This is a genomic window from Pseudomonas sp. LAIL14HWK12:I1 (assembly GCF_003202095.1).
Taxonomy (GTDB): domain Bacteria; phylum Pseudomonadota; class Gammaproteobacteria; order Pseudomonadales; family Pseudomonadaceae; genus Aquipseudomonas; species Aquipseudomonas monteilii.
In genome coordinates this window covers 23,324-44,357 of sequence record NZ_QJKG01000004.1, presented here as the reverse complement: position 1 = coordinate 44,357, position 21,034 = coordinate 23,324, and the positions used below count along the sequence as shown (strand labels likewise).

19 protein-coding genes and 1 pseudogene are annotated in these 21,034 nt (G+C 62.5%); 9 read left to right on the top strand and 11 right to left on the bottom strand.

Features of this window, described 5'->3' with window-relative positions:
* Window positions 1-47: 47 nt before the first annotated feature.
* Entirely contained in the window at window positions 48-1,418 is a 1,371-nt protein-coding gene (gene radA, locus D906_RS12095; RefSeq protein WP_012274175.1) for a DNA repair protein RadA, read from the bottom strand.
* Between the two features lie 176 nt (window positions 1,419-1,594).
* On the opposite strand from radA, the gene mscL reads away from it, so the two are divergent.
* The gene (mscL, locus tag D906_RS12090) at window positions 1,595-2,014 is read left to right on the top strand and encodes a large-conductance mechanosensitive channel protein MscL (protein WP_019098814.1); all 420 of its coding nucleotides are present in this window, start codon (window positions 1,595-1,597) and stop codon (window positions 2,012-2,014) included.
* Between the two features lie 28 nt (window positions 2,015-2,042).
* Here the strand turns inward: mscL and D906_RS12085 are convergent, their stop codons facing one another.
* Window positions 2,043-2,819, bottom strand: coding sequence for a ferredoxin--NADP reductase (locus tag D906_RS12085; RefSeq protein ID WP_025753999.1), 777 nt, complete (start codon window positions 2,817-2,819; stop codon window positions 2,043-2,045).
* Window positions 2,820-3,032: 213 nt separating this feature from the next.
* On the opposite strand from D906_RS12085, the pseudogene D906_RS12080 reads away from it, so the two are divergent.
* Both D906_RS12080 and D906_RS12075 read left to right on the top strand, forming a co-directional pair.
* Window positions 3,033-3,741 (top strand): annotated as a pseudogene (locus tag D906_RS12080) (autoinducer binding domain-containing protein).
* Window positions 3,742-3,837: 96 nt separating this feature from the next.
* Complete coding sequence (locus D906_RS12075; protein WP_027615365.1) at window positions 3,838-4,962, top strand: methyltransferase; 1,125 nt, start codon at window positions 3,838-3,840, stop codon at window positions 4,960-4,962.
* Between the two features lie 31 nt (window positions 4,963-4,993).
* Here D906_RS12075 and D906_RS12070 read toward each other — a convergent pair whose 3' ends face one another.
* Genes D906_RS12070 through D906_RS12060 form a run of 3 tightly spaced genes read right to left on the bottom strand, consistent with a single transcriptional unit; the run spans window position 4,994 to window position 7,606 of the window.
* Window positions 4,994-5,149, bottom strand: a complete 156-nt coding sequence (locus D906_RS12070; protein ID WP_016713451.1) for a DUF2474 domain-containing protein — start codon at window positions 5,147-5,149, stop codon at window positions 4,994-4,996.
* Window positions 5,150-5,158: 9 nt separating this feature from the next.
* On the bottom strand, window positions 5,159-6,166 hold the full coding sequence (gene cydB / locus D906_RS12065) for a cytochrome d ubiquinol oxidase subunit II (RefSeq protein WP_019098811.1): 1,008 nt from the start codon (window positions 6,164-6,166) through the stop codon (window positions 5,159-5,161).
* Between the two features lie 3 nt (window positions 6,167-6,169).
* Window positions 6,170-7,606 carry a cytochrome ubiquinol oxidase subunit I gene (locus tag D906_RS12060; protein ID WP_025754001.1) on the bottom strand — a complete coding sequence of 479 codons (1,437 nt, stop codon included), beginning with the start codon at window positions 7,604-7,606 and terminating at the stop codon, window positions 6,170-6,172.
* A gap of 346 nt (window positions 7,607-7,952) precedes the next feature.
* On the opposite strand from D906_RS12060, the gene D906_RS12055 reads away from it, so the two are divergent.
* The 3 genes from D906_RS12055 to trmA all read left to right on the top strand — a co-directional run bounded on the left by D906_RS12055 (window position 7,953) and on the right by trmA (window position 11,768).
* Window positions 7,953-9,173, top strand: coding sequence for an MFS transporter (locus tag D906_RS12055; RefSeq protein ID WP_016713448.1), 1,221 nt, complete (start codon window positions 7,953-7,955; stop codon window positions 9,171-9,173).
* A gap of 217 nt (window positions 9,174-9,390) precedes the next feature.
* The gene (locus D906_RS12050) at window positions 9,391-10,686 is read left to right on the top strand and encodes an NCS2 family permease (protein WP_019098809.1); all 1,296 of its coding nucleotides are present in this window, start codon (window positions 9,391-9,393) and stop codon (window positions 10,684-10,686) included.
* A complete protein-coding gene (trmA, locus tag D906_RS12045; RefSeq protein ID WP_027615364.1) occupies window positions 10,683-11,768 on the top strand; it encodes a tRNA (uridine(54)-C5)-methyltransferase TrmA in 1,086 nt (361 codons plus the stop codon). The genes D906_RS12050 and trmA overlap by 4 nt, the downstream gene beginning before the upstream one ends.
* A gap of 43 nt (window positions 11,769-11,811) precedes the next feature.
* On the opposite strand, the gene pcaG is transcribed toward trmA, so the two are convergent.
* A complete protein-coding gene (pcaG, locus tag D906_RS12040) occupies window positions 11,812-12,417 on the bottom strand; it encodes a protocatechuate 3,4-dioxygenase subunit alpha (protein WP_012274187.1) in 606 nt (201 codons plus the stop codon).
* A 10-nt stretch (window positions 12,418-12,427) separates the two neighbouring features.
* The gene (pcaH, locus tag D906_RS12035) at window positions 12,428-13,147 is read right to left on the bottom strand and encodes a protocatechuate 3,4-dioxygenase subunit beta (RefSeq protein WP_009682255.1); all 720 of its coding nucleotides are present in this window, start codon (window positions 13,145-13,147) and stop codon (window positions 12,428-12,430) included.
* Window positions 13,148-13,347: 200 nt separating this feature from the next.
* Here pcaH and D906_RS12030 point away from each other — a divergent pair, with 200 nt between their 5' ends.
* Together D906_RS12030 and D906_RS12025 are read left to right on the top strand one after the other, a co-directional pair.
* On the top strand, window positions 13,348-14,241 hold the full coding sequence (locus D906_RS12030; RefSeq protein WP_016713442.1) for a neutral zinc metallopeptidase: 894 nt from the start codon (window positions 13,348-13,350) through the stop codon (window positions 14,239-14,241).
* 174 nt (window positions 14,242-14,415) lie between these two features.
* Window positions 14,416-16,335, top strand: coding sequence for a methyl-accepting chemotaxis protein (locus D906_RS12025; protein ID WP_025754004.1), 1,920 nt, complete (start codon window positions 14,416-14,418; stop codon window positions 16,333-16,335).
* 133 nt (window positions 16,336-16,468) lie between these two features.
* Here D906_RS12025 and ggt read toward each other — a convergent pair whose 3' ends face one another.
* From ggt to D906_RS12010, 3 genes are all read right to left on the bottom strand, one after another.
* Window positions 16,469-18,136: a gamma-glutamyltransferase gene (gene ggt / locus D906_RS12020; protein WP_019098806.1), complete on the bottom strand. Its 1,668-nt coding sequence runs from the start codon at window positions 18,134-18,136 to the stop codon at window positions 16,469-16,471.
* A 117-nt stretch (window positions 18,137-18,253) separates the two neighbouring features.
* Window positions 18,254-19,150: a LysR family transcriptional regulator gene (locus D906_RS12015; protein WP_025754006.1), complete on the bottom strand. Its 897-nt coding sequence runs from the start codon at window positions 19,148-19,150 to the stop codon at window positions 18,254-18,256.
* A gap of 30 nt (window positions 19,151-19,180) precedes the next feature.
* Entirely contained in the window at window positions 19,181-19,771 is a 591-nt protein-coding gene (locus tag D906_RS12010; RefSeq protein ID WP_025754007.1) for an NAD(P)H-dependent oxidoreductase, read from the bottom strand.
* A 162-nt stretch (window positions 19,772-19,933) separates the two neighbouring features.
* On the opposite strand from D906_RS12010, the gene D906_RS12005 reads away from it, so the two are divergent.
* The gene (locus D906_RS12005; RefSeq protein WP_019098803.1) at window positions 19,934-20,248 is read left to right on the top strand and encodes a putative quinol monooxygenase; all 315 of its coding nucleotides are present in this window, start codon (window positions 19,934-19,936) and stop codon (window positions 20,246-20,248) included.
* On the opposite strand, the gene D906_RS12000 is transcribed toward D906_RS12005, so the two are convergent.
* Window positions 20,238-21,002, bottom strand: a complete 765-nt coding sequence (locus tag D906_RS12000) for a sulfite exporter TauE/SafE family protein (RefSeq protein ID WP_027609103.1) — start codon at window positions 21,000-21,002, stop codon at window positions 20,238-20,240. The two genes, D906_RS12005 and D906_RS12000, sit on opposite strands and share 11 nt — an antisense overlap.
* Between the last annotated feature and the right edge of the window lie 32 nt (window positions 21,003-21,034).

Genomic DNA, 21,034 nt, shown 5'->3' with positions numbered 1-21,034 from the left:
CTTTTTCGTTTGCCTGTGCCCGCGAAGAGGTCGGTACAGGCTACTAATTACTCGAACAGTGCATCCAGAGCCTGCTCCAGCCGAGTCACGGCAATCACCTGCAACCCCGCTGGCGGTTCTTTCGGCGCATTGCCCTTGGGCACGATGGCACGCTTGAAACCATGCTTGGCCGCCTCCTTCAACCGCTCCTGACCGCTGGGCACAGGCCGCACCTCGCCCGACAAGCCAATCTCGCCAAACACCAGCAGCCCATGGGCGAGTGGCCGGTTGCGCAAGCTGGACATCACCGCCGCCAGCAACGCCAGGTCCGAGGCTGTCTCCAGCACCTTCACCCCGCCCACCACGTTGAGGAACACGTCCTGATCGTGGGTCGGAATCCCGCCGTGGCGGTGCAACACCGCCAACAACATGGCCAGACGGTTCTGGTCCAGGCCCAGGGTTACCCGCCGGGGGTTGGCCAGGTGGCTGTCGTCGACCAGTGCCTGCACCTCGACCAGCATCGGCCGGGTGCCCTCCCAAGTCGCCATGACCACGCTGCCCGGTACTTCCTCCTGGGTGCGGTTGAGGAAGATCGCCGAAGGGTTGGAGACTTCTTTAAGGCCTCGGTCGGTCATGCCGAATACACCCAGTTCGTTGACCGCGCCAAAGCGGTTCTTCACCGCACGCAGCAAGCGCAGTCGGCCATCGGACTCACCCTCGAAATACAACACGGTGTCGACCATGTGCTCCAGTACCCGCGGGCCGGCCAGCGAGCCTTCCTTGGTCACATGGCCGACCAGGAAGATGGCCGTACCGCTTTGCTTGGCGTAACGCACCAGCAGCGCCGTGCTCTCACGCACCTGGGCCACGCCACCGGGCGCTGATTGCAACTGTTCGGTGAAAATGGTCTGGATCGAGTCGATCACCATCACCCGTGGTTTCTCGACGCGGGCTGTGGCGATGATGGTCTCGATGCAGGTTTCGGTCATCACCTTGAGCTGGTCCTGGGGCAAGCCCAGGCGCCGCGAACGCATGGCCACCTGCTGCTGCGATTCCTCACCCGTCACATACAGTGCCGGCATGCCCACGGCAATGTTGCACAACGTCTGCAGCAGGATGGTCGACTTGCCGATGCCGGGGTCGCCACCAATCAGCACCACCGAGCCATCCACCAGGCCTCCTCCCAGCACGCGGTCCAGTTCGGTGCTGCTGGTGGTGAAGCGCGGGATTTCCTCGACGCTGACTTCGGCCAGGGTCTTGATCTGTGCCTGTTGCCCGGTCCAGCCGGCGCGGCCGCTGCTGGGTGCCGCCGCGCCGCCGCTCTCGATCATGGTTTCGACCAGGGTGTTCCAGGCCCCGCATTCGCCACACTGGCCTGCCCATTTGGGGAAGGTCGCGCCGCACTCGGTGCAGCCATACAAGCGCTTGGCCTTGGCCATGGGTGGGGTCTCCTGGAAAAAACCGTCATGATAGCCGAGCCGAACGTGTCTCGAACGCTTCGGGATGCGACAAAACTATTCGTTCCAACTGCAGTCAGTAGGCCTGAGCACCACGCATGAAGCGTTTTAGTGGCTTACACTGCGTTAACCTTACCTTTTGTTACAAGGAACCAAACATGGGCATGATCAGTGAGTTCAAGGCCTTCGCGGTCAAAGGCAATGTCGTCGACATGGCGGTGGGTATCATCATCGGCGCGGCCTTCGGCAAGATCGTCTCGTCCTTCGTCGGAGACGTGGTCATGCCGCCACTGGGCCTATTGATCGGGGGCGTGGACTTCAGCGACCTGGCCATTACCCTGAAGGCTGCCGAAGGTGATGTACCGGCGGTGGTGCTGGCGTATGGCAAGTTCATCCAGACCGTGATCGACTTCCTGATCGTGGCCTTTGCCATCTTTATGGGGGTGAAGGCAATCAACCGGCTCAAGCGTGAAGAAGCCGTGGCACCGACTGTTCCGCCAGTGCCAACGGCCGAAGAAACGCTGCTGACCGAGATTCGCGATTTGCTCAAGACACAGAACCAGAACCGTTTGCCTTGAGATAGCTGGGGGCGCTGTGCGCCCCCAATTACCAGTAGTTTTCTACCGCCACCTGCCCCGGCCGCTTGCTCAGGCTCAGTTGCAGGTCACGTGCCTTCAGCACCTTGCGCGTCTCGTCGATCATATCCGGGTTGCCGCATAGCATCACCCTCGAATGCTCCGGTGACAGCTCGAGCCCTGCGGCCTTCTCCAACTCGCCATTCTCGATCAGCGTGGTAATACGCTGGTTCAACGCACCCGGGTGCCGCTCACGGGTCACCACCGGAATGAACTGCAACTTGCCAGCAAACTCGGCCAGGTAGTCGCGCCGCTCCAGCCCGGCGATTTCATCCACATAAGCCAGCTCTTTCGCTTCGCGCACCGAGTACACCAACTTGATGCTGTCGAAACGCTCCCAGGCCTCGAAGTCCTGCAGAATCGACATGAATGGCGCAATCCCCGTGCCCGTGGCCAACAGCCACAAGTCACGCCCCCCGACAAAGCGGTCGAGGGTGAGGAAACCAAACGCCTGGCGGTCGATCAGCAGAGTGTCGCCTGCCCCCAACCGGCTCAGCTCGCTGGTGAATTCACCGCCCGGCACAACGATGGAGAAGAAGTCGAGGTGCTCGTCATGCGGTGCGCTGACCATGGAATAGGCGCGCCACACCACGCTGCCATCGGCCTTGGTCACGCCCAGGCGGGCAAACTGGCCGGAACGGAAGCGGAACCCCGCATCGCGCGTAACCCGCAGGCTGAAGAGGTTCGGCGTCAACGGCTGAACATCGAGCAGGGTCTGGCGGGTGAACTTTTCGGCGCTTGCGGTCATATCGGGCTCCAGGGTTGGCGAGTGCACAGTGTCGCTTAAAGCGGCCCGGATAAAAACCACCGCTTTGTAGGGCCTCATCAAGGGCGATCGTGCCGAACGCTCAGAAACTCCTTATCGCTATAACAAAAAAATCCCAACACAATGCTAGGACTTTTCCTACAATCTTTCGGGTACTCAAACGGATTGGATCCTGGCACCCAAGGAGAGCTTCAAATGCTTCATTGGAGACCCGAACACCTGCATGTGTTCGTCAGCGAGCGATGCCCAAGGAAGTTGTTCGACATCGCAGTGCACTTGGCTCAGGACTTGGGCATGGAGTACCTCGGGCTGAATATTCGCATTCAGATCGCCACGCAGACACCCAGGGTTTACCTCTACAGCAATTATCCGGATGAATGGATCGAGCGCTATCAGCGCGACGAGTTCTACAAACAGGACCCCGCCGCAAACGTGAGCCACAGCTCGACGATGCCAGTGCTTTGGACCGAAGAACTGTACCGCGAAGCCCCTCAGTTTCGTGAAGAGGCTTGCCAACATGGCCTGCGTCATGGCTGGACGCAGTCGCTGCACGACTTACAGCACAACGAGAGCCAGATCAGCGTAGCCAGACCCGCCGGCAACATCGACATTACCGAACTCTACGGCAAAGCCGGCAGCGTGCAGTGGCTGTGCCACACCCTTCACGCCGTACTGGGCGAGCACCACCTGAACGCACTGTGCCCCCCCCCAACCCAAAATGAGCGATCGGGAACTGGAAGTGCTGAAATGGTCAGCCGCCGGCAAGACCGCTGCCGACGTGGCCTGCATTCTATCGCTGTCGCAAAGCACGGTTAACTTTCATATCCGCAGCGTGATCACCAAAACCAACGCAGCAAACAAAGCCGGTGCCATCGCCATCGCAGCCATGCGTGGCTGGATCTGACCTACAAACCTGCGACCTTGGGCAAAGCCCTGTAGAATCGCCCGGCAAAGCCCGGAGCGAACCGCAACGGGCAGTTTCATACCCGAGCCAGACGCCATGCCCCTGTTGACCACCCCCTACGCCGAACTCGACCTGATCCGCCAGCCGGAGCAGGCCAACGACCCGCTGCAGGCTTTCGACGCCGCCGACGAGTACCTGCTTGCGCAACTGCACGAACAGGCTCCCGACGCCAGCTGCCGGGTGCTGGTGCTCAATGACAGCTTCGGTGCCTTGGCCGCCAGCCTGGCGGGCCAGCTGCAGGTAGTCAGCAGTGGCGATTCGCACCTGGCGCATCTGGCCCTGGAAAAGAACCTGGCGCGCAATGGCTTGCCGTTCGACAGCGTGCCGTTCGTACCGGCCAGTGAACACTGGCAAGGCCCGTTCGACCGGGTGCTGGTGCGCGTGCCAAAAACCCTGGCGCTGCTCGAAGAGCAACTGATTCGCCTGCAAGGCCACCTGGCGCCAGGGGCGCAGGTGATTGCGGGGGCAATGATCAAGCATTTGCCACGCGCGGCCGGTGACCTGATGGAAAAATACATCGGCCCGGTGCAGGCCTCGCTGGCGCAGAAAAAGGCGCGCTTGCTGACGGCAACGGTGGCCGAACTGCCGGCCGCCCGCTCGCCCTACCCTAGCCGCTATCGCCTTGAAGCGCCTGCGCTGGAGCTGGTGAACCACGCCAACGTGTTCTGCCGTGAAGGGCTGGATATCGGCACCCGGGCATTCTTGCCGCATCTGCCACGTGACCTGGGCAACGCGAGGGTGGCAGACCTGGGCTGCGGTAATGGCGTACTGGCGATTGCCAGTGCATTGGCCAACCCGGATGCCCAGTACACGCTGGTCGACGAGTCGTACATGGCAGTGCAATCGGCGCGGGAGAACTGGCAGGCTGCACTGGGCGAACGCCCGGCGACCTTCGTCGCAGCCGATGGGTTGGCCGGGGTGGAGAAGCAGTCGCTGGACGTGGTGCTGTGCAACCCGCCGTTCCACCAGCAGCAGGTGGTGGGGGATTTCCTGGCGTGGCGCATGTTCCAGCAGGCGCGTGAGGCGCTGGTGGTGGGTGGGGCGCTGTACATCGTGGGTAACCGGCACTTGGGCTATCACAGCAAGCTGGCGCGGTTGTTCCGGGGGGTGGAGCAGGTGGCAGCGACGCCAAAGTTCGTCATCCTGAAAGCCCGTAAGTAAAGGCGCCGCTCCCACAGTTCTCCCCGCAACCTCAGTGGGTGGTAAGGCCCGCAGCCCCCATGAACAGCCGCATCACCCACGCCGCCACACCCAACGCCGCCACGCTCATCGCCCAGATCAGCAACAGCCAACCCAGCCGCTGCCACAGCGGCTTCTTCTCTTCCAAGCCATGTTTGCCGGTCATCATGCGGTCCTCCTAGTGATAGCCGTCTTCATGGGTCACCTTGCCGCGGAACACGTAGTAGCTCCAGAAGGTGTACATGAGGATGAACGGCAGGATGAATAACGTGCCCACTAGCATGAAGCCCTGGCTTTGCGGTGGCGCCGCAGCATCCCAGATCGAGATCGAGGGCGGGATGATGTTCGGCCACAGGCTAATGCCCAGGCCGCTGTAGCCAAGGAAGATCAGCACCAGGGTGAGCAGGAACGGCGTGTAGTGCGCGTTGCGTGCCACCGCCTTGAGCAACCCGTAAAAGGTCACCAGCACCAGCAGCGGTACCGGCATGAACCAGATCAGGTTAGGCATGCTGAACCAGCGGTCGGCGATCTGTGGATAAGCGATGGGTGTCCACAGGCTGACGATACCGATCACCACCAGCAGCACCAGCGCCAGCGGCCGGGCCATGTCGTGCATCTTCTGTTGCAGCGGCCCTTCGGTCTTCATGATCAGCCAGGTGCAGCCCAACAGCGTGTAGGCCACGATCAGCCCCAAGCCACAGAACAGGCTGAACGGGGTAAGCCAATCGAGGGTGCCACCGGCGAAATGGCGGTCGACCACCTTGAAGCCTTCGAGGAAGGCACCCAGGGCCACACCCTGGAAGAAGGTGGCAACCAGCGACCCCCAGATGAACGCCTTGTCCCAGATATGGCGCTTGTCGGCCTTGGCCTTGAAGCGGAACTCGAAGGCCACGCCGCGGAAGATCAGCCCGATCAGCATCAGGACCAACGGCAGGTACAGGGCTTCGAGCACCACGGCATAGGCCATCGGGAACGCCCCGAACAGCCCCGCACCACCCAGGATCAACCAGGTTTCGTTGCCGTCCCACACCGGGGCGACGGTGTTCATCATTACATCGCGGTCCTGCTCGCCCTTGACGAAGGGGAAGAGCATGCCGATACCCAGGTCGAAGCCGTCCATCACCACGTACATCATGACGCCGAAGATGATGATCACCGCCCAGATCAGCGGAAGGTCGATACCCATGGCTCAGTCCTCCTTGCTCAGGCTGGCAGTCTTGGCCTCATGGCCATCATCGGCGGCAGACAGCGGCCGCGCCGGCGTACGTTTCTGGCCAGGGCCGCCCGGTGTGTGTTCGTCACCTTCGCCGGTCTGCGGTCCTTTGCGCACCAGGCGCATCATGTAGCCAAGGCCGGTACCGAACAGGGCGAAGTACACCACCACGAACGCCACCAGGGTGAAGCCGAGCTGTGCATAACTGTGGTTGGACACGCCATCCGCCGTGCGCATCAGGCCATACACCACCCAGGGCTGGCGGCCGATCTCGGTGGTGAACCAGCCGGCCAGCAAGGCGATCAGCCCGGAAGGCCCCATCCATAGCGCCAGGTACAGGAACGGGCGCGAGGTGTAGAGCGTGCCACGCTTGCGCAGCCACAGGCTCCACAGGCCGACGAAGATCATCAGGAAGCCAAGCCCGACCATGATTCGGAACGACCAGAAGACGATGGTCGAGTTGGGCCGGTCCTCAGGCGGGAATTCCTTCATTGCCGGCACCTGCTTGTCCAGGCTGTGGGTGAGGATCAGGCTGCCGAGCGCCGGGATTTCCAGTTTGAAGTGCGTCGTTTCGGCCTTCATGTCGGGAATGCCGAACAGGATCAACGGGGTCGGCTCGCCGGGTACGTTCTCCCAGTGGCCTTCGATGGCAGCGATTTTCACCGGCTGGTGCTTGAGCGTGTTCAGGCCATGGAAGTCGCCGATCACGGCCTGGATCGGGGCGACGATCAGCGCCATCCACATGGCCATCGACAGCATCTTGCGCACCGCCGGGTTGTCACGCCCGCGTAGCAGGTGCCAGGCCGCCGAGGCGCCGACGAAGAACGCCGTGGAGACGAACGCAGCGGTGGCCATGTGCATCAGGCGGTAGGGGAACGAGGGGTTGAACACCACCGCAAACCAGTCCACCGGCACCACCCGGCCATCGATGATCTCGTGGCCTTGCGGGGTTTGCATCCAGCTGTTGGAGGCGAGAATCCAGAAGGTGGATACCAGCGTGCCCAGTGCCACCATGCAGGTGGAGAAAAAGTGCAAGCCGCGGCCTACACGGTTCCAGCCGAACAGCATGACGCCGAGGAAGCCCGCTTCGAGGAAGAAGGCAGTCAGCACCTCGTAGGTCAGCAATGGCCCGGTGACGGCGCCGGCGAACTCTGAGAAGCGGCTCCAGTTGGTACCGAACTGGTAGGCCATGACCAGGCCCGAGACCACGCCCATGCCGAAGTTGACGGCGAAAATTTTCGACCAGAAGTGATAGAGGTCACGGTAGACCTGGTTGTGGGTCCGAAGCCAGAGGCCTTCGAGGACTGCCAGGTAGCTCGCCAGGCCAATGGTGATGGCCGGGAACAGGATGTGGAACGACACGGTAAAGGCAAACTGCATTCGGGCGAGCTCTAGGGCCTCTATTCCGAACATGGTGCTTCCTCTTCAGATAATCCGGCGTCCGGGCTTGTGGCCCCAGTCGCCCACTGCCCCCACTGGGTCGAGTACGGCGTGTTGGAATTGTTCTGTTCGATCGCAGGGATTCCGGCCAAAAGGGCCTATTCGTTGAATCTGGAACGATTGATCCAGATCAACGAATGTTAGGAAGCATAGTCCCGAATTGCCCGGCAAGCCGTGTGGCTGATTGCCGCGTGACCGGTTGCCCCACCCTCTTTCATTAGGTGTGAAAAAGTGCCGATCCGGGCAAACAGTAACCGGTTGTTACAAACAGATGATACGCTGCGCACCCCCTCTACTGCGCCGAGGCCCCTGGTTTCCGATGTCTGATTCCGCACCGCAGTTGTTACGTCACCACCGCCCTTTCCTGGCGTTCTGGCTGGCCCGCGTGTTTACCGCCAGCGGCTTCCAGATGCTCACCGTGGCCATTGGCTGGCACCTCTATCAATTGACCGGCAACGTGCTGGACCTGGGCCTGGTCGGCCTGGTGGAATTTGCACCACGGGTGCTGTTCATGCTGCACACCGGGCATGTAGCCGACCGCTACGACCGGCGCAAAGTCGCCGCCCTGTGCCAGAGCCTGCAGGGGTTGATCGCCCTGGCGCTGGCGGTGGGCAGCGCGACTGACAACGTCACCCGAGAACTCATTTTCGCCCTCGCCTTCCTGCTGGGTGCCACACGCTCGTTCGAAATGCCGGCGACCCAGGCACTGTTGCCCAACGTGGTGCCGCCTGGGCTGTTCCCAAGGGCGGTGGCGGCGTCAGCGTCAGCCACCCAATCGGCGACCATCGTGGCGCCAGCAGTGGGCGGCTTCCTGTATGCCTTTGGCAGTATCTGGGTGTATGGCCCCACCGTGGCCCTGTATGCCATCGCCTGCGTGCTCACCCTGAGCCTGCAGGCACGCGGCCAGGTCGTGCAGCGCGGGCGGGCCAGCATCGAATCGCTGCTGGCCGGCATTCGCTTCATCCGCAGCCGGCCTGACATCCTCGGTGCTATCTCGCTGGACCTGTTTGCCGTTCTGCTGGGTGGCGCCACCGCGCTGCTGCCGGTGTTCGCCAAGGACATCCTGCTGACCGGCCCGCTGGGCCTTGGCCTTTTGCGTTCGGCCCCGGCGGTGGGCGCATTGCTGATGTCGGTATGGCTGGCGCGCTTCCCGTTCGAACGCAATGTGGGGCGCACCATGTTCACGGCAGTCGGGGTGTTCGGCGTGGCGACCATCGCCTTCGGCTTGTCGACCTCGTTCTGGTTCTCGCTGGCAGTGCTGGTAGTGCTGGGCGCGGCGGACATGATCAGCATGGTGATTCGCGGGGCTTTCGTGCAACTGGAAACGCCGGATGAAATGCGCGGGCGGGTGAGCGCGGTGAACGGGTTGTTCATTGGTGCCTCGAACCAGCTCGGCGAGTTCGAATCCGGGGTGACGGCGCACTGGTTTGGCACAGTGCCAGCGGTGGTGATGGGCGGAGTGGGCACATTGGTGGTGACCGGGGTGTGGATAAGACTGTTCCCAACACTGGCCAAGCGGGATCGGTTGCATAACAACTGAGCGCTAACCTGTGCGGCCTCTTCGCGGGTAAAACCGCGAAGAGGCCGCACAGGCTTGAGAAAATCCCATTCCCAACGGCCATAGGCCCCCGCCGAGCATGCTGGTATCATGCGCGGCTTTTTTCCTCCCCACACAAAACCACGGCAACCGGTACGGTCTGTGCTTTGCTGATGGGGTCGATACATTCATGGCGCCGGGGGCGCCTTGGGGAGCGGGCATGCTGGAAAGGCTGTTTCAACTAAAAGCACACAACACCAATGTGCGCACCGAGATTCTCGCGGGCGTCACCACCTTCCTGGCCATGGCCTACATCCTGTTCGTCAACCCGAGCATCCTCGGCGAGACCGGCATGGACAAAGGCGCGATCTTCGTCGCCACCTGCCTGGCCGCAGCCATCGGCTCGGTGACCATGGGCCTGATCGCCAACTACCCGATCGCCCTGGCGCCGGGCATGGGCCTGAACGCGTTCTTCACCTACACCGTGGTGCTGCACATGGGCCACACCTGGCAAGTGGCGCTGGGTGCGGTGTTCCTGTCGGCGGTGATGTTCTTCCTGTTGTCGATCTTCCGCATCCGCGAATGGATCGTGAACAGCATCCCGCTGCCGCTGCGCTCGGCGATTGCCGCCGGCATCGGGCTGTTCCTGGCGCTGATCGCCCTGCATAATGCCGGCATCGTCGTCGATAACCCGGCTACCCTGGTGGGCCTCGGCGACCTCAAGCAGCCAGCGCCGATCCTCGCTACCCTGGGCTTCTTCCTGATCGTGGGCCTGGAGTCGCTGAAAGTGCGCGGTGCCGTGCTGATCGGCATCCTGGCGGTGACCATCGCCTCGATCGTGATGGGCGTGACGCCGTTCGGCGGCATCGTCTCCATGCCGCCGTCGCTGGCACCGACCTTCCTGCAACTGGACATTGCCGGTGCGCTGGACGTAGGCCTGGTCAGCGTGATCTTCGCCTTCCTGTTCGTCGACCTGTTCGACAACTCCGGCACCCTGATCGGCGTGGCCAAGCGCGCCGGTTTGATGGGCAAGGACGGCCACATGCCGAAAATGGGCCGCGCGCTGATCGCCGACAGCACCGCCGCCATGGCCGGTTCGCTGCTGGGCACCTCGACCACCACCAGCTACATCGAGTCCGCTGCAGGTGTGAGCGCCGGTGGCCGCACTGGCCTGACCGCCATCGTGGTTGCCGTGCTGTTCCTGCTGGCGCTGTTCTTCGCGCCGCTGGCCGGTAGCGTGCCAGCCTTCGCCACTGCCCCGGCGTTGCTGTTCGTCGCGGTGCTGATGGCTTCGGGCCTGGCAGAAATAAACTGGGACGACGTTACCGAAGCCGCACCGGTAGTGGTGACTGCCCTGGCCATGCCGCTGACCTACTCGATCGCCAACGGCATCGCCTTCGGCTTCATTTCCTGGACCGCCGTCAAGCTGATCTCCGGCCGCCACCGCGACCTGAACCCGGCCTTGGTGATCCTTTCCATCCTGTTCGTCATCAAGCTGGGCTGGTTCAACGCATGAGTGCTGCTTTCGACCCCTCCTCCTACGCCACCCAACTGGATGCCAAGGTGGCCCGGCTGCGCGAGCTGCTGGCGCCCTTCGGCGCGCCGGAGCCGGCTGTTTTCGACTCGCCACGCGAGCACTACCGCCTGCGCGCCGAGTTCCGCCTGTGGCGCGAGGACGGCCAGCGCCACTACGCCATGTTCGCCCCGGGCGAGAAGCACAAGGCGATCCTGATCGAGGATTTCCCCATTGCCAGCCAGCGCATCAATGCGCTGATGCCGCACCTGAAGGCGGCCTGGCAGGCCAGCGAGGAACTGGGCAACCGCCTGTTCCAGGTGGAGTTCCTGACCACCCTGGCCGGTGATGCGATGATCACCCTGTGCTACCACCGCCCGTTGGACGAGGCGTGGGAACTGGCCGCACGGCAACTGGCCGAAGCGCTGGGTGTTAGCGTGATTGGCCGCTCCAAAGGCAAACGCCTGGTGATTGGCCGCGACTACGCGGTGGAAAAACTCGACGTGGCTGGCCGCGTGTTCAGCTATCGCCAGCCGGAAGGCGCGTTCACCCAGCCTAACGGTGCGGTGAACCAGAAGATGCTGAGCTGGGCGTTCGAAGCCATCGGCGAGCGTGAAGACGATTTGCTGGAGCTGTACTGCGGCAACGGCAACTTCACCCTGCCGCTGGCCACCCGCGTGCGACAGGTGCTGGCGACCGAAATCAGCAAGACCTCGGTCAATGCCGCGCTGAGCAACCTCGACGAGAACGCTGTGGATAACGTGCGTTTGGTGCGCTTGTCGGCAGAGGAGCTGACTCAGGCACTGAATGAGGTGCGGCCGTTCCGTCGCCTGGAAGGCATCGACCTGAAGAGCTACGACTTCGGCACCGTGTTCGTCGACCCGCCGCGCGCGGGGATGGACCCGGACACCTGCGAGCTGACCCGACGTTTCGAGCGCATTCTGTACATCTCGTGCAACCCGGAAACGCTGGCGGCGAACATTGCCCAGTTGCAGGACACCCACCGTATCGAACGGTGTGCGTTGTTTGATCAGTTCCCCTATACCCACCATATGGAGAGTGGGGTTCTGCTGGTTCGGCGTTAACTGATAGAACGCTGGGGCCGCGTTGCGGCCCCAAGGGTTTGTATCAGAAGTCGAAGAAGACCGTCTCCCCTTCCCCCTGAATACGGATATCGAAGCGATACGCCGTTTTCCCGTCCACTTCGCAACGCTTGGCAATCAACGTCTCACGCCGCTGCGGCTGCTCGATCAGGTTCAGCACCGGGCACTTGGCGTTGGCCTGGGCTTCGTCATCGAAGTACAGGCGCGTGTGCAGGTGAATGTTGATGCCCCGGGCAAACAGGCTGATGTTGATGTGCGGCGCCATCGGCACGCCAGCCGCGTTGTTCACCACGCCCGGCTTGACCGTGTGCAGCGTCCACTCGCCGGCATCGAAGGTAGTGGCGGTGCGACCAAAGCTGTTGAAGGCGTTTTCCAGGTTGTAGGCATCCTGGTATTCGCCATTGGCGTCGGCTTGCCACACTTCCAGGAACGAGTCGCGCACCAGGTGGCCGTTACCGTCATACACCTGGCCGATCAGCAGAATGTGCTCGCCCGGCGCGTCTGGCTTGGCCAGGCGGTTCCAGATTTCCTGGTCGCGGGTCGGGTTGCCGGCCGCTTCCAGGGCCAGGCCGATGTGCACGTAGGGGCCGGCGGTCTGCGAAGGGGTTTCCGGCAGCAGTTCGATTGGCATGGCGGGGTCCTCAGCAGTTTTCGAAGTGGGTCTTGCGCTGGCCGCGCAGCACGATGTCGAAGCGGTAGGCCAGGCAGTCCATCGGGTTGGCGTTGCTCATGTCGAGCTTGGCGATCAACTGCTGCACGGCTTGCGGGTTGGCGATCGACTTGACGATCGGGCACATCGGGATCAGCGGGTCACCCTCGAAGTACAGTTGGGTGATCAGCTTGGTCGCAATCGACGGGCCGCTGATGGCGAAGTGGATGTGCGCCGGGCGCCAGTCATTAGGGCCGTTGCGCCATGGGTACGGGCCTGGCTTGATGGTGCGGAAGCTGTAGTAGCCATCACGGTCGGTCAGGCAACGGCCAACGCCACCGAAGTTCGGGTCCAGCGGAGCCAGGTAGCGGTCGTTCTTGTGGCGGTAGCGGCCGCCGGCGTTGGCTTGCCACATCTCCACCAGGGTGTTCGGCACAGGCTTGCCGTACTGGTCGACCACGCGGCCGGCAACGATGATGCGTTCGCCGATCGGCAGGCCACCGTTGTTGAAGTTCAGCAGCAGGTCATGGTCGTGGGCACCGAAGCCCAGGTGGGAAAAGTCTGGCCCCGTGGTTTCGCTGATCGACTGCGGAATGCTGACCAGTGCCTGGCGCGGCGAGCGGGCAACGGACGTCTTGTAGTCAGGCGTAAGGGCTTTGGGGTGCCAGTTGCGATCACGGATCACGAAGCGGCTGTTGTCCTGTGCGGGCATGCCGGTTTCCTCTCTTGGAATTATGTGAACGCCTGGGCGTGGCAGGCGGACTTGCAGTTTCAGGCATGTCGCGCGCGATGAATATTGAAATCAGCCCTCTCTCACATAACCATTGGGTTATGGGTTAACACCTTGGCCTGACACCTGCCGCTGTCGTGAACTAATCTTTGTCTTCTTGTTTCACGCTCGGGAGAGCACTCATGGAATGGCGAAAAGGCCGACGCAGCGACAACGTGGTCGATGCCCGAGGCGAAGGTGGCGGTGGCGGCGGCATGCGTTTCGGCGGCGGCAAGGGGCTGGGGCTTGGGGCGATCCTGCTGATCGTCGGCATCGGCTGGCTCACCGGGCAGGACCCGTTGCAGATTCTTGGCCAGCTCGCCGGCCAGATGGAACAGCAACAGACGCAGGTTGCACCGAGTGGTGCGGGCGGCAAGGCGCCACCGGCCAATGACCAGCAGGCCGAGTTCGTGGCCTCGATCCTGGGCGACACCGAAGACACCTGGAAAGCCCTGTTTGCCGAAGCCGGCAAACAGTACCGCGACCCCAAGCTGGTGCTGTTCAGTGGCCAGGTCAATTCAGCCTGTGGTTTCGCCTCGGCGGCAGTGGGGCCGTTCTATTGCCCGGCAGACCAGCGGGTGTACCTGGACATGTCGTTCTTCCGCGAAATGGAAACCCGCTTTGCTGCCGCTGGCGATTTTGCCCAGGCCTACGTGATCGCTCACGAAATCGGCCACCATGTGCAGACCCTGCTGGGCGTTTCGGCCAAGGTGGATGCCGCGCGCCGCAACGGCCAGCGCATGGAAGGCGACAACGGCCTGCTGGTGCGCCAGGAACTGCAAGCCGACTGCCTGGCCGGCGTGTGGGCCTACCAGGCCCAAAAGCGCCTGAACTGGCTGGAACCGGGTGACGTCGAAGAAGCCTTGAACGCGGCCAATGCCATTGGCGATGACCGCCTGCAACAGCAAGGTCGCGGACGCGTAGTGCCTGACTCGTTCACCCATGGCACTTCGGCGCAGCGGGTGCGCTGGTTCAAGGCCGGGTTTGCCCAAGGCGAGGTGAACAGTTGCGACACCTTCAGTGCGCGTAACCTTTGATACTGATCGGGGCCGCTTTGCAGCCCCAATTTATCCAGTTACAAATCTGCTGAAAAAGCGTTTCAGCTTCCGCAATCATTGCCGATAATCCCTGAACGAATCAGCGGGCATCCAGAACAACAACGCCTGGCGATCGAAGATCAAGAGAGCGAAAACTACTTCTGGAGAGCGTGCATGAACAGCTGGTTCGCCAACATCAGCGTCAACCTCAAACTCGGCCTGGGCTTCGGCCTGGTGCTGGTACTCACCGGCCTGCTGGCCCTCACCGGCTGGACCAGCCTGGGCAGCCTGATCGACCGCAGCAACTGGATGGGCGACATCGGCCAGCTGAACAAAGACCTCACCGACCTGCGCATTGCGCGCCTGCAGTACATGATCGCCAACGGCGACGATGCCGCCGCCGCCAACACCCAGACCAAACTGGACGCCTTCAGCAAGCAACAGGCTTACCTGGCCAGCACCTTCAAGAGCCCGGAAAACATCAAGCTGCTGAATGAACTGGGCGAAACCATCAGCGCCTACAAGCTGTCGCTGAACAAGATGCGCCAGGGCTACGACGCCACCCGCAATGCGCGTGCGGCGATGGACAGCTCGGCCACCCGCGCCGACCAGGCCATGGATGTGCTCAGCCAGGAAGTCATGGCACGCCCCGAGGCCGACAGCGTACGCCTGGCCCAATACCAGCTGATCAGCAAGGCTCGCCAGCAACTGTTGCAGGTGCGCATCGACGTGCGCGGCTACATTGCCGACAACACCGCCGCCAACGAACAAGCCGCCCTGCGCCAGCTGGACGCAGCGCTGGCCGACGTCGACAACCTCAAGCGCCAGCTGCCCGCCGAAGACGCTCGTCTGCAACAGTTCGAGCGCTCGGTACAGGCCTACCGCGACGCCGTACGCCAATTCCGCGACGCAGTCGCCGACATCACCACCTCACGCGCCGAAATGACCGTACAGGGCGCCGACATCGTCAAGCGCAGCGATGCGCTGTACCAGATCCAGCTGGAGCGCCGCGACATCGAAAGCACCCAGGCCCGCAGCCTGCAGGCCATCGCCACGTTGCTGGCGCTGTTGGTTGGCGTGCTGGCAGCGGTGCTGATCACCCGCCAGATCACCGGCCCGCTGCGTGAAACCCTGGGAGCAGTGGAAAAGATCGCCAGCGGCGACCTTACCCAGCACCTGCGCGTCACCCGCCGCGATGAGTTGGGCGTGTTGCAGCAAGGCATCGCACGCATGGGCACCACCCTGCGCGAGCTGATCACTGGCATCCGTGATGGCGTCACCCAGATCGCCAGCGCCGCCGAAGAGCTGTCGGCAGTCACCGAACAGACCAGCGCGGGCGCCAACAGCCAGAAGGTCGAGACCGATCAGGTGGCCACCGCCATGCACGAAATGGCTGCCACCGTTCAGGAAGTGGCACGCAACGCCGAGCAGGCCTCGCATGCCGCCACCGGTGCCGACGACGAAGCCCGTGCCGGCGATCGCGTGGTGGGCGAGGCGATTGGCCAGATCGAGCGCCTGGCCGAAGACATGCACCGCTCCACCGAAGCCATGAACCTGCTGCAGCAGGAAAGCCAGAAGATCGGCAGCGTGATGGACGTGATCAAGTCGGTGGCCGAACAGACCAACCTGCTGGCGCTGAACGCTGCGATCGAAGCGGCGCGTGCTGGCGAGGCCGGGCGTGGATTTGCCGTGGTTGCCGACGAAGTGCGCGGCCTGGCGCAGCGCACGCAGAAGTCCACCGAAGAAATCGAAGAGCTGATTGCCAGCTTGCAACATGGCACCCAGCAAGTGGCGAACGCCATGCAGGGCAGCCGTACCCTCACCGACAGCAGCGTCGAGCTGGCACGCAAGGCCGGGGCGTCGCTGGAGAGCATCACCAGCACGGTGTCGAGCATCCAGTCGATGAACCAGCAGATTGCGGCGGCGGCAGAGCAGCAGAGCGCGGTGGCTGAAGAGATCAGCCGCAGCATTCTGAATGTACGTGATGTGTCGGAGCAGACGGCAGCGGCCAGTGACGAGACAGCGGCGTCCAGTGTGGAACTGGCGCGGCTGGGTGGGCAGTTGCAGACGCTGGTCAGCCAGTTCCGCGTCTGACCTCAAGATTTTGGGGCCGCTTTGCGGCCCATCGCCGGCAAGCCAGGCCCCCACAGGGACAATGCAAGCCTTAAGGGCAGCGGCACACCTGTGGGAGCTGGCTTGCCGGCGATGGGCCGGCACAAGCGACTGCTTACTTCACGATTATGCCCACACCTCGCCCACGTGGATCGGAAGCGGTCTCCAGCTTGGCCCCGTCCACCCGGATCGCCTGGATATCACCCATCTCCCAGCCCTGATCCTCCAGCACATAACCCATCTTCTTCAACTTGTCAGCCTCCGGCCCGGTCAACGGCGCATAGGCATCAAAGTAGATAGTGTCCTTGGGCAGCAACTGATGGTGCACGCGCTGCGCCGCCACCGCCTTGTCCAGCGGCATGCCGTAGTCGTACAGGTTGTTCATCACCTGGAAGATCGAGGTAAAGATCCGCGAGCCACCCGGCGTACCGATCACCAGCTCGACTTTGCCATCGCGGGTCATCAGGCTAGGGCTCATTGACGACAACATACGCTTGCCCGGTTCGATGGCATTGGCATCGCCACCCACCACACCAAAGGCATTCGCCGCCCCCGGCTTGGCGCTGAAGTCATCCATCTCGTCGTTGAGCAGGAAGCCTGCGCCCTTCACCACCACGCCACTGCCGTAGTCGAGGTTGAGGGTGTAGGTGTTGCTGACCGCGTTGCCCTGCTTGTCGACGATGGAGAAGTGCGTGGTCTGGTGCGGCTCAAGGCCCGGCTTGACCTTGTCGGTTTCGGAAATGGCGTTCGGGTTGACCTGCGCGGCACGCTTGGCCAGGTAGTCCTTGGCCACTAGTTTATCCACAGGTACCTTTGTGAACGCCGGGTCACCGAGGTAGTCGGCACGGTCGGCGAACACGCGCTTCTCGATCTCGGCCAACAGGTGGATGTACTGCGCCGAGTTGTGCGCCACCCCTTTGAAGTCCGCCGCACGGTCTTCCTTGATGCCCAGCAGCTGGGCCAGGGCCACACCGCCAGAGCTTGGCGGTGGCGCGGTGTAGACCACATTGCCACGCCAGCTCACGGCCATCGGCTCACGCCATACGGCCTTGTAGTCCTTCAGGTCTTCTTTGGTGATCAGGCCTTTGTCAGCCTGCATCTGCGCCACCAACAGGTCGGCGGTCTTGCCCTGGTAGAACTCGCTCACGCCTTTGTCAGCGATACGTTCCAGTGTCTGGGCCAGTTCTGGCTGTTTGAACAGTTCACCGACCTTCATGTTGCCGAAGTAGTCGTTGAAATTGGTCGCCGTCTTGAACATGCCTTGGGCATCGTTGCGGTACTGGTACTGCTTTTCCGCCACCTTGAAGCCATTTTTCGCATAGCCGATGGCCGGGGTCAGCAGCTCGCTCCAGGGCAGCTTGCCGAACTTCTTGTGGGCCTCCCACAGGCCCATCACGGTGCCGGGCACACCTGCTGCACGCACCCCGACCAGGCTGAGGTTCTCGATGACTTCGCCCTTGTCATCGAGGTACATGTTGCGCGTGGCGGCCTTTGGCGCGACTTCGCGGTAGTCGAGGAAGTAAGGCTTGCCGTCGACGAACAGGGTCATGAACCCGCCACCACCAATGTTACCGGCTTCGGGGTACGTCACTGCCAAGGTGAAGGCAGTGGCCACCGCGGCATCCACCGCGTTACCACCCTTTTTCAGGATATCGGCAGCCACCTGTGCACCATATTGATCGGGGGCCGCCACCGCGCCACCCTCCAGCGTGGCGGCGTAAACCGAGGAACAGCTCAGGATCGCGGCTGCGAGAGCCAGGTACTGGAATGGAACAATACGCATGACACTTCCTTGGTGTTGTTTTTGTTGAGCAGTCAGTAAGGCCGAAGCGGTTCGACTGCGCAATAACACGTAGGAAGTTTCGCCGTCTGCGGACAGGATATGTCGCGTTCAGGCAACTCAGCAGGCGTACATCGCCAGCTTGCGCTGGATGAAATCGAGGAAGCACTGGATACGCAATGCCAGCTGGGTGTTGCGGTAGTACACCGCATGAATCGGCTGGCGGTAGCCATTGTTGGCCTCGCTCAGCAGCACCTGCAGACGCCCGGTGCGAATGTCCTCGTGGGTCATGAAGTGCGACAGACTGACGATGCCCTCGCCGGCCAGCGCCAGCTGGCGCAGGGTCTCGCCACTGGAGGCGATCAGCGCCGGGCGAATGCTCCAACGGTCACCCTGGGCATGGCGCAGTGGCCACTGGTTGAGCGATTCGGGCTGGCTGAAACCCAGCAGGCTATGGTTGGCCAGATCCTCGACCTGCTGCGGTGTACCGTGCTGCTCAAGGTAAACCGGGCTGGCCAGCACCTGCACCGGGCTGCAACCGAGGTTGCGTGCGTGCAGGCTGGAGTCGGCCAGCTCACCGATGCGGATCGCCACGTCGGTGCTCTGCTCCAGCAGGTCGATGATCAGGTCGTCGGTGTTAAGCTCCAGCTCGATACCCGGGTACTGGCGGCGAAACTCGCCAATCCACGGCAAGATGGCATGCAGCATGAACGGCGCGGCCGCATTGATGCGCAGCCGCCCGGTAGCGGTCTGGCGGTTCATCGACAGGCGCTCTTCCATCTCGTCCATCTGCTCCAGTACCTGCCGCGAACGCTCAAGGAAAAAGCGTCCTTCCTCGGTCAGGTCCATACGCCGGGTGGTGCGGTTGACCAAGGTAGTGCCGAGCTTGCCCTCCAGGCGCGACAAGGTACGGCTGACGGCGGACGGGGTCTGGCCCATCTGCTCGGCAGCGGCAGAGATCGAGCCGCAGTCGATGACGGCGACGAACACCTGGAGTTCTTCGGATCGGGTTTTCACATTCGGGCCTGCGGCAGCTACTTGCCTGGATTAGATCGCCTTGCCGAACACCTTGTCCAGATGTGCTTCATAAGCCGCCAGTGCCGCCGGTACATCCGGGCGCTTCATCACATCTACCGCCAGGAAGGTTGGCAGGCCGGTCATGCCGAGGAACTGGTTGGCCTTGTGGAACGGGAAGTACACCGCATCCACACCCTTGCCTTCGAAGAAATCGGCAGGGTCATCGAATGCCTGCTTCGGCGCGTTCCAGGTCAGCGACAGCATGTACTGCTTGCCCTGTACCAAACCACCGCTGCCGTACTTTTGCGAGTGGTCCGAACGGGTGCGGCCATCGTTGGCGTAAAGGCTGCCATGGCCAGCGGTGAAGACTTCATCGATGTACTTCTTCACGGTCCAGGGCGCGCCCATCCACCACCCCGGCATTTGATAGATGATGACATCGGCCCAGAGGAACTTCTCCACTTCGGCCTGTACGTCGTAGCCGCCGTCGATGAACGTCTCCTGCACATCGAAACCGGCGCGGTCCAGGTGAGCGATGGCCGCTTCGTGCAAGGTCGCGTTGAGGCGGCCATCGGAGTGAGCGAACTGTTTACCACCATTGAGCAGAAGGATCTTTTTCATGCTGGCCTCCCCGGCCGGGTCAGAATTCATGCCGGCAGGTTAGAGACCCATGGGGTTGGGATACAGCGGTAACGGGGCAAAATACAATTGACCAGAAGTCACGAATGCGCAGCATATTATTGCCGTAGAATCGGTTCACCTTCCATCACCGAGTAGCGCCCCATGAGCGAGCAGTTCGCCTTCATCCTCAAAGCCAAGACCCGCCCGGAAATGGCTGACGCCTTCGAAAACCTGTTCCGGCCTTACGTCGAGCCAAGCCGCCAGGAGCCGGGCTGCATCGAGTACCACATGCTGCGTGACCAGCAGGACCCGAGCCTGTTCGTGTTCTTCGAAGTGTGGGCCAACCAGGCTGCGCTGGATGTGCATTCGGCCCTGCCGCACATGGCCGCGTTCTTCGAAAAGCGCATGGATTACCTAGAGCGCGATTTCGATATCCAGCGGGTCGACATGCTCAGCGCCTCAAGCGCTAGCCGTTGATCAGCAAATGGCCGCCCAGTGCCGCCAGGCCGATGAAAAAGCAACGTTTGAACACCAGCGCGCTGATGCGCTGACGCAACCACTGGCCGACCAGCATGCCGAGCAAAGCTGGCGCCAGCATCAGCAGCGAAGCCCCCAACGCCTGGCCACCCAAGGCATCCTGCCCGGCCAGGCCAACGGCCAGCGCCAGGGTCGAAACCGTGAACGACAGGCCCAGGGCCTGGATCAGTTGCTCGCGGCTCAGGCCCAGGCTCTGCAGGTAGGGCACAGCCGGTATCACGAATACCCCGGTTGCCGCCGTGACGCCCCCCGTCACCAGCCCACAAACCGGCCCCAGCCAGCGCTCGTGCGCCGCCGCCACTTGCAAACCTGGGCCAATCAGCCCGTACACCGCATACACCAGCAAGGCCGCACCCAGTGCGTGGACGGCCCATGGGCCGCTGTTGATGCCCAACCAGGCGCTGCCCAGCAAGGTGCCAATGAAGATGAGTGCCAGCATCGGGCCTAGCCGCACCAGCAAGGCCTGAAGGTGCCCGCCACTTGCCAGTTGCCAAAGGTTGGTGAGGGTCGAAGGCACGATCAGCAGCGCAGCAGCCTGCGCCGGTGACATAGCCAGTCCCAGCAGGCCCATGGCGATGGTCGGCATACCCAGGCCGATCACCCCTTTGACGGCGCCGGCCAGCAGGAAGGTCAGCACCACCAGCAGCGAGAGCGCTGGGCCAATGTTCTGGTAGAAAGCGAGCAAGGTAGTCATGGGCCGATAATGGCGTGCGCCGGGCGCGCTGA